This window comes from Streptomyces sp. NPDC046465 (assembly GCF_040646035.1).
Classification (GTDB): domain Bacteria; phylum Actinomycetota; class Actinomycetes; order Streptomycetales; family Streptomycetaceae; genus Streptomyces.
The window spans coordinates 457,295-473,214 of sequence record NZ_JBEYZK010000002.1 but is presented as its reverse complement, the minus strand read 5'-3'; the positions used below and the strand labels follow the sequence as shown (position 1 = coordinate 473,214).

The window sequence follows — 15,920 nt, the reverse complement described above, 5'->3', positions numbered from 1 at the left end:
GTGGAGAACCTGATTGCGCTGCTCGTCGCGGCGCCTCTGCTCGGAGCGGCCGTACTGCTGTGCGGCGGGCGGGCGTTGGACCGCGTGGGCCACTGGCTCGGCACGCTGCTCGCGGCCGCCTCGTTCGTCGTCGGCGTCGTGCTGTTCACCGACATGCTGGGCAAGGGCGCCGAGGAGCGCTCGCTGTCGCAGCACCTGTTCAGCTGGGTCCCCGTCGAGGGCTTCCAGGCGGACGTCGCCTTCCAGCTCGACCAGCTGTCGATGACGTTCGTCCTGCTGATCTCCGGCGTGGGCACCCTGATCCACATCTACTCGATCGGGTACATGGAGCACGACGAGCGGCGCCGCCGCTTCTTCGGCTACCTGAACCTGTTCCTCGCGGCGATGCTCCTCCTGGTGCTCGCCGACAACTACCTGCTCCTGTACGTCGGGTGGGAGGGCGTCGGCCTCGCCTCGTACCTCCTGATCGGCTTCTGGCAGCACAAGCCCAGCGCGGCCACCGCCGCGAAGAAGGCCTTCCTGGTCAACCGGGTCGGCGACATGGGCCTCTCGATCGCCATCATGCTGATGTTCACCACCTTCGGGACGTTCGCCTTCGGGCCCGTCCTGGAGGCGACGGGTGAGACGAGCGAGGGCAAGCTCACGGCCATCGGCCTGATGCTGCTGCTCGCCGCGTGCGGCAAGTCCGCGCAGGTGCCGTTGCAGTCCTGGCTCGGCGACGCGATGGAGGGCCCGACCCCGGTCTCGGCTCTGATCCACGCGGCGACCATGGTGACCGCGGGCGTCTATCTGATCGTCCGCTCCGGCGAGATCTTCAACGCCGCCCCGGACGCACAGCTCGCCGTCACCGTCGTGGGCGCCGTCACGCTCCTCTTCGGTGCGATCGTCGGTTGCGCGAAGGACGACATCAAGAAGGCCCTCGCCGGATCGACTATGTCCCAGATCGGGTACATGATCCTGGCCGCGGGCCTCGGCCCCATCGGCTATGTCTTCGCGATCATGCACCTGGTGACGCACGGCTTCTTCAAGGCCGGGCTCTTCCTCGGCGCCGGTTCGGTCATGCACGGCATGAACGACGAGGTCGACATGAGGAAGTACGGCGGCCTCAGGAAGTACATGCCGGTCACCTTCGTCACCTTCGGCCTCGGCTACCTCGCGATCATCGGCTTCCCCGGTCTGTCCGGCTTCTTCTCCAAGGACAAGATCATCGAGGCGGCGTTCGCCAAGGGCGGCACGGAGGGCTGGATCCTCGGCTCGGTGACGCTCCTGGGCGCGGCCATCACCGCGTACTACATGACGCGCGTAATGATCATGACCTTCTTCGGAGAGAAGCGCTGGCAGCCCGACGCCGAAGGCAACGAGCCGCACCCGCACGAGTCCCCGAAGTCCATGACCATCCCGATGATCGTGCTCGCCTTCGGGTCGGTGTTCGCGGGTGGCTTCTTCTCCATCGGCGACCGCTTCATGCACTGGCTGGAGCCGGTCACCGAGCACTCCCACGGCGACTCGCCGCTGAGCGCGACCACGGTCACGGGCGCCACCATGGTGGTCCTCGTCATCGGCGTCGCCCTCGCCTACGTGCAGTACGGCAGGCGGCCCGTCCCGGTCACCGCCCCGCGCGGCTCGCTCGTCACCCGGGCCGCCCGTCGCGACCTCCTCCAGGACGACTTCAACCACGTCGTCCTGGTCCGTGGCGGAGAGCACCTCACGCGGTCCCTGGTCTACGTGGACCACACCCTGGTCGACGGCGTCGTCAACGGCACGGCGGCCTCGGTCGGCGGACTCTCCGGCCGGCTGCGCAAACTGCAGAACGGCTACGCCCGCTCCTACGCGGTCTCGATGTTCGGCGGCGCTGCGGTGCTCATCGCCGCGACCCTGCTGATGAGGGCGGTCTGATACCGATGTCCTTTCCCCTGCTGACAGCGACGGCGGTGCTGCCCGCGGTCGGCGCGATCGCCACGGCAGCCGTACCGGCCGCCCGGCGGTCCGCCGCCAAGTGGCTCGCGCTGCTCGTCTCGCTCGCGACGCTCGCGCTCGCCGTGACCGTTCTCGTGCGCTTCGACCCGGACGGCGACCGCTATCAACTCACCGAATCCCGCGCCTGGATCGCGGACTTCGGGGTGCGGTACGAACTCGGCGTCGACGGCATCGGTGTCGCCCTCATCGCGCTCACCGCGCTCCTCATGCCCTTCATCATCCTGGCGAGCTGGCACGACGCCGACCCCCTGGAAGCAACGTCTTCGCGCTGGCGGCCGACCCAGGGCTTCTTCGCCCTGATCCTCGGCGTCGAGGCGATGGTGATCATCTCCTTCGAGGCGACCGACGTCTTCCTCTTCTACGTCTTCTTCGAAGCCATGCTCATCCCGATGTACTTCCTCATCGGCGGCTTCGGAGACCGCGCCCACGCGGGCTCGGACGAGAACGCCGCGGCCCAGCGCTCGTACGCGGCCGTGAAGTTCCTCCTCTACAACCTCGTCGGCGGCCTCATCATGCTGGCCGCCGTGATCGGGCTCTATGTAGTGGCGGGGAACTTCTCGCTCCAGGAGATCGCCGAGGCGCGGGCCAACGGCACGCTCGACATGGCGACCAACACCGAGCGGTGGCTCTTCCTCGGCTTCTTCTTCGCCTTCGCGGTGAAGGCGCCGCTGTGGCCGCTGCACACCTGGCTGCCGAACGCGATGGGCGAGTCGACGGCCCCGGTCGCCGTACTGATCACGGCGGTCGTGGACAAGGTCGGCACGTTCGCGATGCTGCGGTTCTGCCTCGGGCTCTTCCCCGAGGCGAGCAAGTGGGCGACGCCGGTCATCCTCGTACTCGCCCTGATCAGCATCATCTACGGAGCACTGCTCGCGGTCGGCCAGCGCGACATCAAGCGCCTGGTGGCGTACGCGTCGATCTCGCACTTCGGGTTCATCGTCCTCGGCATCTTCGCGATGACCTCGCAGGGGCAGTCCGGCGCGACGCTCTACATGGTCAACCACGGCATCTCGACCGCCGCGCTGATGCTGGTCGCCGGATTCCTGATCTCGCGGCGCGGTTCGCGTCTGATCGCCGACTACGGAGGGGTGCAGAAGGTGGCCCCGGTGCTCGCGGGCACCTTCCTGATCGGCGGCCTGGCCACTCTCTCGCTCCCCGGGCTCGCGCCCTTCGTGAGTGAATTCCTGGTCCTGGTCGGCGCGTTCGCACGCTATCCGGTGGTCGGGATCATCGCGACGGTCGGCATCGTCCTCGCCGCGCTCTACACCCTCGTCCTCTACCAGCGGACGATGACGGGCCCCGTGAAGCCGGAGGTCTCGGCCATGCCGGACCTGCGCGTACGGGAACTGGTCGTCGTCGCACCGCTGATCGCGCTCCTGATCGGCCTCGGCGTCTACCCGAAGCCGCTCACCGAGCTGGTGAACCCGGCGGTCAAGCACACGATGTCCGACGTACAGAAGAAGGACCCCAAGCCCGAGGTGGAGGCGGCCAAGTGAGCGCAGCAGCCGTCCACAGCCTGTGGACAACGGCCGCCGATCCGATCGACAAGATCGACGCGCCCAACATCGAGTACGGACAGCTGTCGCCGACGTTGATCGTCATCGGCGCGGCAGTCCTCGGAGTGCTCATCGAAGCATTCGTCCCCCGCAAGTCCCGTTACTACGTGCAGCTGTTCGTGTCCGTGGTCGCCCTGGCCGCCGCCTTCGCCGCGGTCGTCGGGCTCGCGGCCCGCGGCTTCGGCACGACCAAGGCGCAGGTCGCGGCGATGGGTGCCATCGCGGTCGACGGCCCCGCGCTCTTCCTGCAAGGCACCATTCTGCTCACCGGAATCGTCGCGATCTTCACCTTCGCGGAGCGCCGCCTCGACCCGGTGGCGCACGGAAACCGCGTCGACTCGTTCGTGGCACAGGCCGGCTCCGTGCCGGGCAGCGAGAGCGAACAGGCCGCCGTCAAAGCCGGGTTCACCACCACCGAGGTGTTCCCGCTGGCACTCTTCGCCATCGGCGGCATGCTCGTCTTCCCCGCGGCCAACGACCTCCTGACGCTCTTCATCGCCCTTGAAGTCTTCTCCCTGCCGCTGTACCTGCTCTGCGCGCTCGCCCGCCGCAAGCGCCTGATGTCGCAGGAAGCCGCCGTCAAGTACTTCCTGCTCGGCGCCTTCGCCTCGGCGTTCACGCTCTTCGGCATCGCGCTCCTCTACGGCTACGCGGGTTCGGTGTCGTACGCGACGGTCGCGAACGTCGTCGAGGGCAACGTCAAGACCGTGGACCCGGCGCTCGCCGACACCATGGGCAACGACGCGCTGCTCCTGATCGGCGTCGCGATGGTGGTGATGGGGCTGCTCTTCAAGGTGGGTGCGGTGCCCTTCCACATGTGGACCCCGGATGTGTACCAGGGCGCCCCGACGCCGGTGACCGGCTTCATGGCGGCGGCGACGAAGGTGGCCGCGTTCGGCGCGCTCCTCCGTCTCCTCTATGTGGTGCTGCCGGGCCTGCGCTGGGACTGGCGGCCGGTCATGTGGGGCATCGCGGTCATCACGATGCTGGGCGGCGCGATCATCGCGATCACCCAGACCGACATCAAGCGGCTCCTTGCGTACTCCTCCATCGCGCACGCCGGCTTCATCCTCGCCGGTGTCATCGCCACCACCCCGGACGGCATCTCCTCCGTCCTCTTCTACCTGGCCGCCTACTCCTTCGTGACCATCGGCGCCTTCGCCGTCGTCACGCTGGTGCGGGACGCGGGCGGTGAGGCCACACACCTGTCCAAATGGGCGGGGCTCGGCCGCCGGTCCCCACTGGTCGCCGCGGTCTTCGCGGTCTTCCTCCTCGCCTTCGCGGGCATCCCGCTGACCTCCGGGTTCGCCGGGAAGTTCGCGGTCTTCAAGGCGGCGGCGGAGGGCGGCGCGGGGCCGCTGGTCGTGGTCGGTGTGCTGTCGTCGGCGATCGCCGCGTTCTTCTACATCCGCGTGATCGTCCTGATGTTCTTCAGCGAGCCGAAGGCGGACGGCCCCACGGTCGCCGTGCCCTCGCCGCTGACAATGACGGCGATCGGCATGGGTGTCGCGGTGACGCTGGTCCTGGGCGTGGCCCCGCAGTACTTCCTGGATCTGGCGAACCAGGCGGGAGTCTTCGTCCGGTAGCCCGGCTTCCTTCGCACACGTGTCGCCGCCCGGCCTTCCCAGAGTGGGGGTGCCGGGCGGCGGCCTGTGGATAACTGTCCGGAGTGTCGGCGTGGAGCCCTATCGTGGAGGCAGTGGTTGAGGCAGTGAACGCGGCAGGACGTACGGCGGGGGACAGGGCGATGGATGGGACCGACAGCATGAGTGAGGTGACGGCGCCGGTATCGGTGCCGGACGCGACGGCCGGCGGCGTGACGGAGAGCGATGCCCTGCGCACGCTCCACCGCGTCTTCGGGTACGACGCCTTCCGCGGCGAGCAGGAACCGATCATCGAGCACGTGGTGGGCGGCGGGGATGCCGTCGTCCTCATGCCGACCGGCGGCGGCAAATCCCTCTGCTACCAGATCCCGGCCCTGGTCAGGCCGGGCACGGGCGTCGTGGTCTCGCCGCTCATCGCACTCATGCAGGACCAGGTGGACGCGCTGCGGGCGCTCGGTGTGCGGGCCGGGTTCATCAACTCCACGCAGGACTTCGACGAGCGGCGCGTGATGGAGGCGGAGTTCCTCGCGGGCGAGCTCGACGTGCTCTATCTGGCGCCGGAGCGGTTGCGCCTGGACACGACCCTCGACCTCCTCTCGCGGGCCAAGATCTCCGTCTTCGCCATCGACGAGGCGCACTGTGTCGCACAGTGGGGCCACGACTTCCGCCCGGACTACCTGTCGCTCTCGCTCCTCGGCGAGCGCTGGCCCGACGTGCCGCGGATCGCCCTGACGGCCACGGCCACGCACGCCACGCACCGGGAGATCACGCAGCGGCTCGGCATGCCGGACGCCAAACACTTCGTGGCGAGCTTCGACCGGCCCAACATCCAGTACCGCATCGTGCCGAAGGCCGAGCCGAAGAAGCAGCTCCTGTCCTTCCTGAAGGAGGAGCACGCGGGCGACGCCGGCATCGTCTACTGCCTCTCGCGCAATTCGGTGGAGAAAACCGCCGAGTTCCTGTGCAAGAACGGCATCGAGGCCGTCCCGTACCACGCGGGTCTGGACGCGGGCACACGCGCGACCCACCAGTCCCGCTTCCTGCGGGAGGAAGGCCTCGTCGTCTGCGCCACGATCGCCTTCGGCATGGGCATCGACAAGCCGGACGTCCGCTTCGTCGCCCACCTCGACCTGCCCAAGTCGGTCGAGGGGTACTACCAGGAGACGGGCCGCGCGGGCCGCGACGGCCAGCCCTCGACGGCCTGGATGGCGTACGGCCTGCAGGACGTCGTCCAGCAGCGCAAGCTCATCCAGGGCAGCGAGGGCGACGAGGCGTTCCGGCGCCGGGCCGCCTCGCACCTGGACTCGATGCTCGCGCTGTGCGAGACCGCGCAGTGCCGCCGCGCCCAGCTCCTCACCTACTTCGGCCAGGAGACGACGGCACCGGAGTCCTGCGGGAACTGTGACACCTGCCTCAGCCCGCCCGAGACCTGGGACGGCACGGTGGCGGCGCAGAAGGTCCTCTCCACGGTCGTGCGCCTGCAGCGCGAGCGCGGCCAGAAGTTCGGCGCGGGCCAGATCATCGACATCCTTCTGGGCAAGAAGACCGCGAAGGTCATCCAGTTCGACCACGACCAGCTCTCCGTCTTCGGCATCGGCGAGGAGCTGGCGGAGGCCGACTGGCGGGGCGTGGTGCGCCAGCTCCTCGCGCAGAGCCTGATCGCGGTCGAGGGGGAGTACGGGACGCTGGTGCTCACCGAGACGAGCGGTGCCGTCCTCGGCCGGGAGCGTGAGGTCCGGCTGCGCAAGGAGCCGAAGCGGGCACCGGCCGCGCGGGCGCCCAAGGGTGAGCGCAAGGCGAAGTCGGCGGCCGCGGTCGCCGAGCTGCCCCAGGAGGCGGTGCCGCTCTTCGAGGCGCTGCGTGCCTGGCGCGGCGCCCAGGCGAAGGAGCAGGGCGTCCCCGCGTACGTGATCTTCCACGACGCGACGCTGCGCGAGATCGCGACGCTGCGGCCCGCCGCCGTGGCGGACCTGGCGGGCATCAGCGGCGTGGGCGAGAAGAAGCGGGCGACGTACGGCGAGGGTGTGGTCGGCGTGGTCGCGGAGTTCCTGGGCGGGGCGCCTGCCGGGGGCGGGGCTTCGAGTGAGGCCCCGGGCGGGTCGGAGGTGCCGCTCAGCGATGAGGTGGAGCCGGACTGGGGGGATGAGGAGCCGGACTGGTAGACATCTGACGTGCCTCATTGGCTCCCGGGAACGGGAGCCGACCGAGGACAGTCCTACGGGGGCTCGGGCGCCGAGCGCCGAGCAGTGATGGCGGTGAGGTCGAGTTCGATGGTGAAAGGGACGCTGACCTTGAGGGCGTCGTGGAAGATGCCGGTCGGCGCGTAGGTGCGCGTCGCGGGTTCGAGTTCGAAGACGTAGACCACCGGTCGGCCCTTGTCGTTCTCCACACGCCAGTAGTGCCGGATGCCTGCCTTGGCGTACTTGAGCGGCTTGGCCTCCCTGTCCCGGGCCTCGGAGTCGGGGGAGACGACCTCGACGGCCAGCACCACGGTTTCTGCGGGGACGCGTGTCTGGCCAGGGTCGAGGATCTCCTCGGCGGGCACGACAATGACGTCGGGCTCGGGTCTGTTCTGCGTGTCGATGTCGATGGTGAATTCGCGGAGGACTTCGAGACCGGCGGAGGCGGCATCCTCCAGGCGCCGCTCCAGGAAACTGACCGCTCGCGAATGAAAGATGGTCTGCGGACTCACGAAGACAAGGCTCCCGTCGATCAGCTCCGTGTGCGGAGGCAGATTGGGAAGCCGGTCCAGGTCGTCGGCGGTCCAGCCACCCTTGGGCGGGACCGGCCACGTGGGCCCGGAAGCCTCGGGTTCGACGCTCATCAGTGCTCCCATGGGGTGGAGTCTCACCGGTCCGACCAGCGTATCGGGCAGGAACCCGTAAAGGTCTGCACGCACGTGTGAACGAGTGTCGGCACCTTGACTCGTGCGAGGGCCTCTGTCGAGGTCACAGGTGGTCCAGCGCCTCCCGCACCGCCCGTGTCACCTCCTCGTCGTCCGCTCCAAGGGCTCGGGCCGCTGCAGTGAACTGCAGGGCCAGTGCGGCGAGTTGCGCCGGGTCGGGGTGGGCCGGGCCCGCGGGAAGCGGAGCCACCCTCGTACCGGCGCCTCGGCGGGTGTGGATCAGGGATGCCGCTTCCAGTTCGCGGTACGCGCGGGCCACCGTGCCTGCCGCGAGGCCGAGGTCGGCGGCGAGTTGGCGGACGGGTGGGAGCCGGTCTCCTTCGGGGAGGCGGCCCGAGGTGATCAGGGCGGAGAGCTGGGCGCGGATCTGTTCGTAGGGCGGGACGGGGCTGGTGGTGTCGACCCGTACGGCGGCGCCTCCGGTGGCACCCGTCACCGGCGGTCGGCCCGGGGAGCCACGATCGTGGTCAGGCACCACGTCATGGTGGCCATGGCGGACAGGGCCACGGGGGCCAGGACCCAGGCGGACCCGGACGCGCCCATGCAGTCGAGGCTCAGCAGGGCGCCGGTGGCGAACGTGGTGGCTCCCAGGAGCGGGGTGGAGATCAGCAGGCCCCAGGCCGCCGTGATCGCCAATGCCCGCTCTCGGCGCGGCTGTTCGGTCGACGGGCGGCGGGCGATCCGCCGCAGGGAGAGCCCGCACGCGACCGTGCCGACGGCGAGTGAGGCCAGGACGGGGGCGCCGTAGAACAGACCGGGCCAGGGGCCGACCGTCTGCGTCATGTCCTGGCAGGTGGCGGAGAGGGAGCGTCCGGCGCGGCCCTGATCGTCCGGCGATGCCACGGTGGCCGCCGTGACGAGGAGGGCGATCAGCGCGAGGGCCTGTGCGGCGAGGAGTCGGGTCATTCGGGGCGGCACATAGTCCCGGGCCCTGCGGGGCGCCAGGCCCGCGCTGCGCACCGGGCCGCGCGGCGGGGGCGTGAGCGCGTCGCCGAGCAGCACACCGGCGACGGCGCACAGGCCGAACGCCGGGATGGCATACAGGATCCCGGTGCCCAGGCCGTCGTCCCGGGAGGCCACCGCCCAGGCCACGGCGGCCCCGGCGGCCAGACCGGCCCAGCGGGCGTACAGGTCGGCGCGGGCACGGGCGGCCGTCTCCGGCGGCAGCGCGGAGAGGGGCGGAGGTGGAGGTGGAGGCGGAGGTGGAGCGGTGTCGGTGTTGCTGCGGTCGTGCATGTGGCGGCCCCCGAATGCCGTGCGGTGACACGCCGCGCGTGCGGTGGCGTGCGTGCGATGGCGTGCGTACTCAGCGCTCGCTTGTAGCAAGCGCTGAGTACAAGTTCACCGCATCCGCCCACTTGTGTCAAGCATTTGATACAAGTGACACAAGCTTCGGTGGCTCAGCGCGCTGCCGCGATCCGGCCCGTCACCTCGCCGAGTCCCACCTTCGTGCCGTTGGGTCCGGGGGCCCAGGCCGAGAGCGTGACCTCGTCGCCGTCCTCCAGGAACGTCCGCTTGCCGTCGGGGAGTTCGATGGGGTCGCGGCCGTTCCAGGTGATCTCGATCAGGGAGCCGTACTGACCGGCCTCGGGGCCGCTGACCGTGCCCGAGCCGTACAGGTCGCCGGTGCGCAGCGACGCGCCGTTGACCGTCATGTGCGCCAGCTGCTGCGCCGCCGTCCAGTACACGCTGGAGAACGGCGGCTCGGAGATGACCCGGCCGTTGAGCGTCACGGTCATGCGCAGGTCGTAGCCGCCGGGCTCGTCCGCCGCGGGGCCCGCGGAGTCGTCCAGGTAGGGCAGGAGCTCGTGCGTGCGCTCGGGCGGCGTGACCCGTGCCGAGTCCAGCGCCTCCAGCGGGGTGATCCACGCGGAGACCGAGGTGGCGAAGGACTTGCCGAGGAACGGGCCCAGCGGAACGTACTCCCAGGCCTGGATGTCGCGCGCGGACCAGTCGTTGAGGAGGGTGAGTCCGAAGACGTGCTCGCGGAAGTCCGCGAGGGGGACGGATGTCCCGTGGTCCGAGGAGGCGCCGACGACGAAGCCCACCTCCGCCTCGATGTCGAGCCGGGTCGAGGGGCCGAAGACGGGGGCCGTGTCGGCGGGCGCCTTGCGCTGGCCGTTCGGGCGGACGACGTCCGTCCCGGAGACCACGACCGTGCCGGACCTGCCGTGGTAACCGATCGGCAGGTGCACCCAGTTGGGCGTCAGCGGGGCCGGTGCGTCCGGCCGGAACATCTTGCCCAGGTGGGTCGCGTGATGCTCGGAGGAGTAGAAGTCGACGTAGTCCGCGACCTCGAAGGGGAGGTGCAGCGTCACTTCGGAGAGGGGGTGCAGGAGAGGGCGTACGACGTCCTGGTGGGCGGGCACCGTCACCCACGCCGTCAGGGCGCGCCGCACGTCGGACCAGGCCCTGCGGCCCGCGGCGAGCAGCGGGTTCAGGGTGGGCCGGGCGAGCAGCGAGACGTAGGGGGCGCCGAGCGCGGCAGCCGCGGCACCGGCGTCCAGGACGTACGAGCCGAGCCGTACTCCGACCCTGCGCCGGTCGTCCGCCTCGCCGGCCAGTGAGAACACGCCGTAGGGAAGGTTGTGCGGTCCGAAGGGGTCGCCCTCGGGCAGGCCGAAGGGGTCGCCTTCGGAGTGACCGGTGGAGCCGCTCTCGGGGAGGCCGGCGGTGCCGCCTCCGGAGAGGTCGGCGGAGTCACCGGCGGCCGGGTCGAGCGGGGTCTGCTCGGACATGCGTACCTGCCTCGCTTTCCATAGGGGTGTGCCACACGTTACGTGTGGGAGCCCCTGTTGCGGCAGTGCCTGAAGAGTTAGCAATGTCCCCATAAGGCCGGGTGGAGTGGCCGATTCCGGCTGAGCTCCCTCACCGAGGCGGTGCCGGACGACCCTCCCTCCGGTAGGCCCTGGCTGCGGCAAGGGATCGGTGGCCTTGGGTGAACCGCCCTGGCGGCAGCCGAAGTTCCGCCCCGAGTCGTCCTTCGGGCGGGCCGTGGCGGCCTTCTGTGGATGTCGGCTCCGAACGGCCGTGTGGGGAAGGGGGTGTTGACCGTATCGCCTAGTCGGAATGAGGCATGCCGGAATCTAACCTTCCACTTTCCGGTGAACCGGCGGGAGCGCTGTCCCATCCGGCCTCACCCGCTCGTATACGCACCTTGCCAAGCAGCTTCCTGCGGGGCCCAGGATCCGTATTCTCTGGATCATGTCCGCTCCCCTCGCATATGCACTTATCGCCACTGACCTGGACGGGACGCTGCTGCGCGGCGACGACACGGTCTCGGACCGGTCGCTGCGGGCGCTGGCCGCCGTGGGCGAGCAGGGCGCCCGGCACCTCGTGGTGACAGGCCGCCCGGCGCCGCGGGTGCGGCCCCTCTTCGACGCGCTCGGGTACGACGGCCTGGCCGTCTGCGGCCAGGGAGCGCAGCTGTACGACGCGGGGGCGGACCGGATGGAGTGGTCGGTCACGCTCGACCGCGAGCTCGGCGAGACCGCGCTCGGGAAGATCGAGGCGGAGGTCGGCCAGGTCTACGCGGCCGTGGACCAGGACGGCGTCGAGGGCCTCACGCTCATCGAGCCGGGGTACGAGATGCCGCACCCCACGCTGCCCGCGGTGCGCGTGCCCCGGCGCGACGTGCTGTGGGAGGAGCCCATCAGCAAGGTGCTGCTGCGCCATCCGAGGCTGGCGGACGACGAGTTGGCGGCGGTGGCGCGGGACGCGGTGGGCTCGCTCGCGTCGGTGACCATGTCGGGTCCCGGCACGGTGGAGCTCCAGCCGTGCGGGGTGACCAAGGCGACCGGGCTCGCCCTGGCCGCCGAACGGCTCGGCCTGACGGCCGCGGACACCCTCGCCTTCGGGGACATGCCCAATGACATCCCCATGTTCCTGTGGGCGGCGCACGGGGTGGCCATGGCCAACGCGCACGGCGAACTGAAGGCGGTCGCGGACGAGTTGGCCCTCTCGAACGAGGACGACGGCGTCGCCGTCGTCCTCGAACGCCTCCTGGGGAGGGCCTGACGCCGGACGGGTCCTAACGAAAGGCCCTAGCCCGCGGTCCGCCGGATCCGCTTCTCCCAGGTCCGGTGGAAGACGACCTCCGCGCCGTCCCGGCACACCACCTCGTTCGAGGTGATGAAGTCCGCCGCGTCGCAGGTGATCTCCGAGCGCGTCTCGACCGTCACGTCCCAGCCGAGCTCGGGCCGGTGCAGGCGGATCGTCCAGTCCGAGCGGGTGCGGGCGCTCAGCGGGTCGTCCTCCTGGATCGTGTACGCCTCCAGGGCGTCCTCGGTGAACTCCAGGCCGTCGGGGTACACGCGCGTGCCGCCGTAGCGCGGGTCGACCTCCAGGCGCCATTCGCCCTTGGCGACATCGCGTACGACGAGGCGCTCGGGCCGCGGCTCCTCCAGGGTTGCCGGGTAGACCACGCCCAGCGGCTCCGACTGTTCCGCGGGCCCGAAGGTGATGGAGGCATCCAAGTCGCCCTCGCGCACGGGAAGTTCGAGGGAGCTGCCCACCGGGTCGAGCGTGAAGCCCACCGAGTCCGCCTGCGGCCAGATCCAGGGCCAGTACGCGGAGGAGACCGCGAGACGGATGCGGTGGCCCGGCGGGAAGGTGTGGCCGATGCCGTTGAGCTCGAAGGTCACGTCCTCGGTGGTGCCGGGCGGCCACGCGTCGGCGCGGTCCCTGCCGTGCCGGGCGGAGAGGTTGAGCACGCCCCGGGTGACCAGGGTGGACGAGCCGTCAGGGGCGATGTCGCAGAGCCGCGCGACGGCCTGTCCGTACGGCACGTCCATGCGCAGCCGCAGGGTCACCCGCGGGCGTCCGAGGACCCGCACCTGCGACGGCACCTCGAACTCGAAGCACGCCGACTTGGCGTCCTCGTCGCGCTGGTCGGGCGGTAGGTCCGCGTCGTTGCCGAACGGGAAGAAGCGGCCCGCGTCCAGGCCCGTGTGCTGGGGGGAGCGGACGACGACGGGGGTGCCCTGGAGGGCGTAGGCGAGGGGGGTGACGTTCGGGGACGGCCAGGACGGGTCGCCCACCCAGCCGCCGCTCAGCTCCGGATAGACCGTCGCGGGCGGGTGCGAGTCGCTGATCCAGGAGCGGAGCTTCGGCTCGGCCATCACTCCGGTGTCGATGCCCTTGAGGTGGTGGTCCCACCAGCGCAGGGTCTCCTGGAGGAAGCCGATCGCCGGGCCCGGCGGCAGGCCGCGGTCCGGGTACTGGTGCGACCAGGGGCCGATCAGCCCCCGCACCCGGTCGTCGGGGAGGTGCTCGACCAGGCGGAGCACCGTGTCGCGGTACGGGTCGTGCCAGCCGCCGACCGTGAGCACCGCGGCGCCGATCGCGGAGTAGTCCTCGCAGACGCTGCCGTGCCGCCAGTAGTCGTCCCGCGTCTGGTGGTCCAGCCAGGTGTGGATGAAGGGCTCGACGGCTTCGAGGCGCGTCAGCCACATCTCGCGCCACGCGTCGCCCACGAAGTACGGGTCGGGCGGCCGCGACACGAAGGCCAGCATCGTCGCCGCCCACGCGTGCATGTCGACCGCGAGGACGGAGCCGCCCATGTAGTGCACGTCGTTGTCGTAGCGGTCGTCGGCCGAGCAGACCGTGACGACCGCCTTGAGCGGCTCGGGTGCGAGGGCCGCGATCTGGAGCGAGTTGAAGCCGCCCCAGGAGATGCCGAACATGCCGACCTTGCCGCTCGACCAGTCCTGTGCGGCCAGCCAGTTCACCACCTCGACGCCGTCGGCCAGCTCCTGCGCCGAGTACTCGTCGGTGGGCAGCCCCTCGCTGTTGCCGTGCCCGCGGACGTCGACGCGCACGGAGGCGTAGCCGTGCCCCGCGTACCAGGGGTGGCGCTGCCAGTCGCGGGGCGCCGTCCAGTCGCTGAGGCGGTAGGGGAGGTACTCGAGGAGCACGGGGACGGGTTCGTCGGTGACCGGCCGCCACACGCGCGCGTAGAGCTTGGTCCCGTCGGCGAGGGGTACGCGGATGTCCTCGCGGATCGTCTCGTACGGGAAGGAGTCGCGGATCTGCATGAGTGAAACCTCAGTGGACGGGGTGTCCTCGGTGGACGATGGGTCCTCGGTGGGCGGGGTGTCCTCGGTGGACGATGGGTCCTCGGTGGGCGGGGTGCCCTCGGTGGGAGGGGTGTCCTCAGTGGACGGGGTGCATGGTGCGGCGGAGCCACGGGGCGAGTGCGATCACGGCGATTCCCGCGAGCACGGCGATCGCGCCGTTCACGCCGAAGTACGCCGGGTCGGAGACCTCTCCGTAGACCTTCACGACCTGCGCCTGGATGCCGTTGGCAAGGGCGAGGGAGAGGAACCAGAGGGCCATGGTCTGGCTGGCGAAGGCCTTCGGGGCGAGCTTGGTCGTCGCCGACATGCCCGAGGTCTCCACGAGGATGTCGCCGAGACCCAGGAGCAGGTACGAGCCGACGATCCACCAGACCGCCATCTTGTACGTGCCGTCGCCGTGCCCGGCGGTGGGCAGGACCATCAGCACGAACGACAGGCCGCCCAGGATCACGCCGAACGCGATCTTGTTGGAGGCGTGCGGCTGGCGGCGGCCCATCCGCGCCCAGACCGCGGCGACTACGGGGGCGAGGGCGACCTCGAAGGCGCCGAGCGCGGAGGCGTACCAGCCGGCGGGGAAGTGGTAGCCGAAGATCGAGGTCTCGGCGTTGGTCGAGGCCAGCAGGATCATCGTCGAGTAGGCCTGGAAGAGGATGAAGTTGAAGACGACCGAGGCGAGGAAGAGGACCACGTAGGGCCGCAGGCGTCCGCGCTCCTCGGCGCTCACGCGGGGGCTGCGGAACATCACCGCGAAGTAGACGACGGGTGCGATCACCGAGACGAGGGTGAGCAGGTCGACGAAGCGGTCCATGGTCAGCCAGCCGACGGCGGCCAGCAGACCCGCGAGGGCGGCGCACACGACGAGCCCCACGACGATCAGTACGATCGCGCGTCGCATCGCCTCCTCGGGCAGCGCGAATTCGGCCGACGCCCTGCGCCCGGCGAGATGACGACGGCCCAGGACGTACTGGATCAGACCGAACGTCATGCCGATCGCGGCCGCCGAGAAGCCCCAGTGCCAGCCCTTGTGGTCGCCGAGCCAGCCGGTGATCAGCGGGCCCGCGAAGGCGCCGATGTTGATGCCCATGTAGTAGAGCGCGAAGCCGGCGTCCCGCCGGTCGTCGTCGGTGCGGTAGAGCTTGCCGACCATCGAGGCGACGTTGGGTTTGAGCAGGCCGGTGCCCGCGCTGATCAGGCCGAGGCCCACCCAGGTCATCGTCGCCGTCGGCACGGCCATCGAGTAGTGGCCGCAGGCGATCAGGATGCCGCCCCACAGCACCGCGCGGTAGGAGCCGAGCATGCGGTCGGCGAGCCAGCCACCGGCCACGGAGACCAGATAGACCAGCGTGCCGTATGCCGCTGAGACCGAGGCGGCCGTTCCGGCGTCCATCCCCATGCCGTCGTGCGCGACGGAGTCGGCGAAGTAGAGGACCAGGATGGCCTGCATGCCGAGGAACGAGAAGCGCTCCCAGACCTCGAGCCCTGAGAGGGTGAGCAGGCCGCGGGGCTGCCCGAAGAAGGCATGGTCGTCGCCCGGCGGTGGGTCGCCGGTCGGTTCGGCGGGCGGCTCGTACTCGGCCGTAGTACGGGACAAAGACGCTTCTCCCGGTCGTTACGGTTCTTGTGGTGCAGGACGGTCTTCCCAGTCGTATGGGCTGATCAAGAACATACCGGTGCACCTCGCGGGCCGCGCGGCCTGGTGGGCAGGGGCGGTGCCGAGGGCCGACGCGCCGCGCCGACCAGGGCGGCGGCGTGCGACGGGCGGGCAGGTGCTCGCCGTGATCGAAAGTCGACCGGATACGCT

11 protein-coding genes are annotated in these 15,920 nt (G+C 70.3%); 5 read left to right on the top strand and 6 right to left on the bottom strand.

Going from position 1 to position 15,920, the window contains the following annotated elements:
* The 4 genes from nuoL (at position 1) to recQ (ending at position 7,299) form a co-directional block, all read left to right on the top strand.
* Positions 1-1,896 carry an NADH-quinone oxidoreductase subunit L gene (gene nuoL / locus ABZ953_RS05205; RefSeq protein WP_361716873.1) on the top strand — a complete coding sequence of 632 codons (1,896 nt, stop codon included), beginning with the start codon at positions 1-3 and terminating at the stop codon, positions 1,894-1,896.
* Positions 1,897-1,901: 5 nt separating this feature from the next.
* Positions 1,902-3,473 carry an NADH-quinone oxidoreductase subunit M gene (locus ABZ953_RS05200; protein ID WP_361716870.1) on the top strand — a complete coding sequence of 524 codons (1,572 nt, stop codon included), beginning with the start codon at positions 1,902-1,904 and terminating at the stop codon, positions 3,471-3,473.
* Positions 3,470-5,119: an NADH-quinone oxidoreductase subunit NuoN gene (gene nuoN / locus ABZ953_RS05195; protein ID WP_361716867.1), complete on the top strand. Its 1,650-nt coding sequence runs from the start codon at positions 3,470-3,472 to the stop codon at positions 5,117-5,119. The genes ABZ953_RS05200 and nuoN overlap by 4 nt, the downstream gene beginning before the upstream one ends.
* Before the next feature lie 179 nt (positions 5,120-5,298).
* Entirely contained in the window at positions 5,299-7,299 is a 2,001-nt protein-coding gene (gene recQ / locus ABZ953_RS05190) for a DNA helicase RecQ (RefSeq protein ID WP_361716864.1), read from the top strand.
* A gap of 53 nt (positions 7,300-7,352) precedes the next feature.
* Here recQ and ABZ953_RS05185 read toward each other — a convergent pair whose 3' ends face one another.
* The 4 genes from ABZ953_RS05185 to fahA form a co-directional block, all read right to left on the bottom strand.
* Entirely contained in the window at positions 7,353-7,961 is a 609-nt protein-coding gene (locus ABZ953_RS05185) for a Uma2 family endonuclease (RefSeq protein ID WP_361716861.1), read from the bottom strand.
* A gap of 124 nt (positions 7,962-8,085) precedes the next feature.
* Positions 8,086-8,517, bottom strand: a complete 432-nt coding sequence (locus tag ABZ953_RS05180; RefSeq protein ID WP_361716858.1) for a GntR family transcriptional regulator — start codon at positions 8,515-8,517, stop codon at positions 8,086-8,088.
* Entirely contained in the window at positions 8,475-9,278 is an 804-nt protein-coding gene (locus ABZ953_RS05175) for a hypothetical protein (protein WP_361716855.1), read from the bottom strand. Before ABZ953_RS05175 ends, ABZ953_RS05180 begins: the two co-directional genes overlap by 43 nt.
* A gap of 164 nt (positions 9,279-9,442) precedes the next feature.
* Positions 9,443-10,780 (bottom strand): fumarylacetoacetase, encoded by a 1,338-nt coding sequence (gene fahA, locus ABZ953_RS05170; protein ID WP_361716852.1) that lies wholly within the window; start codon positions 10,778-10,780, stop codon positions 9,443-9,445.
* 466 nt (positions 10,781-11,246) lie between these two features.
* Here fahA and ABZ953_RS05165 point away from each other — a divergent pair, with 466 nt between their 5' ends.
* Positions 11,247-12,059 carry an HAD family hydrolase gene (locus ABZ953_RS05165; RefSeq protein ID WP_361716849.1) on the top strand — a complete coding sequence of 271 codons (813 nt, stop codon included), beginning with the start codon at positions 11,247-11,249 and terminating at the stop codon, positions 12,057-12,059.
* 26 nt (positions 12,060-12,085) lie between these two features.
* On the opposite strand, the gene ABZ953_RS05160 is transcribed toward ABZ953_RS05165, so the two are convergent.
* Together ABZ953_RS05160 and ABZ953_RS05155 are read right to left on the bottom strand one after the other, a co-directional pair.
* Positions 12,086-14,077 (bottom strand): CocE/NonD family hydrolase, encoded by a 1,992-nt coding sequence (locus tag ABZ953_RS05160; protein WP_361716846.1) that lies wholly within the window; start codon positions 14,075-14,077, stop codon positions 12,086-12,088.
* Between the two features lie 118 nt (positions 14,078-14,195).
* Positions 14,196-15,710, bottom strand: coding sequence for a peptide MFS transporter (locus ABZ953_RS05155; protein ID WP_361716843.1), 1,515 nt, complete (start codon positions 15,708-15,710; stop codon positions 14,196-14,198).
* Positions 15,711-15,920 lie beyond the last annotated feature (210 nt).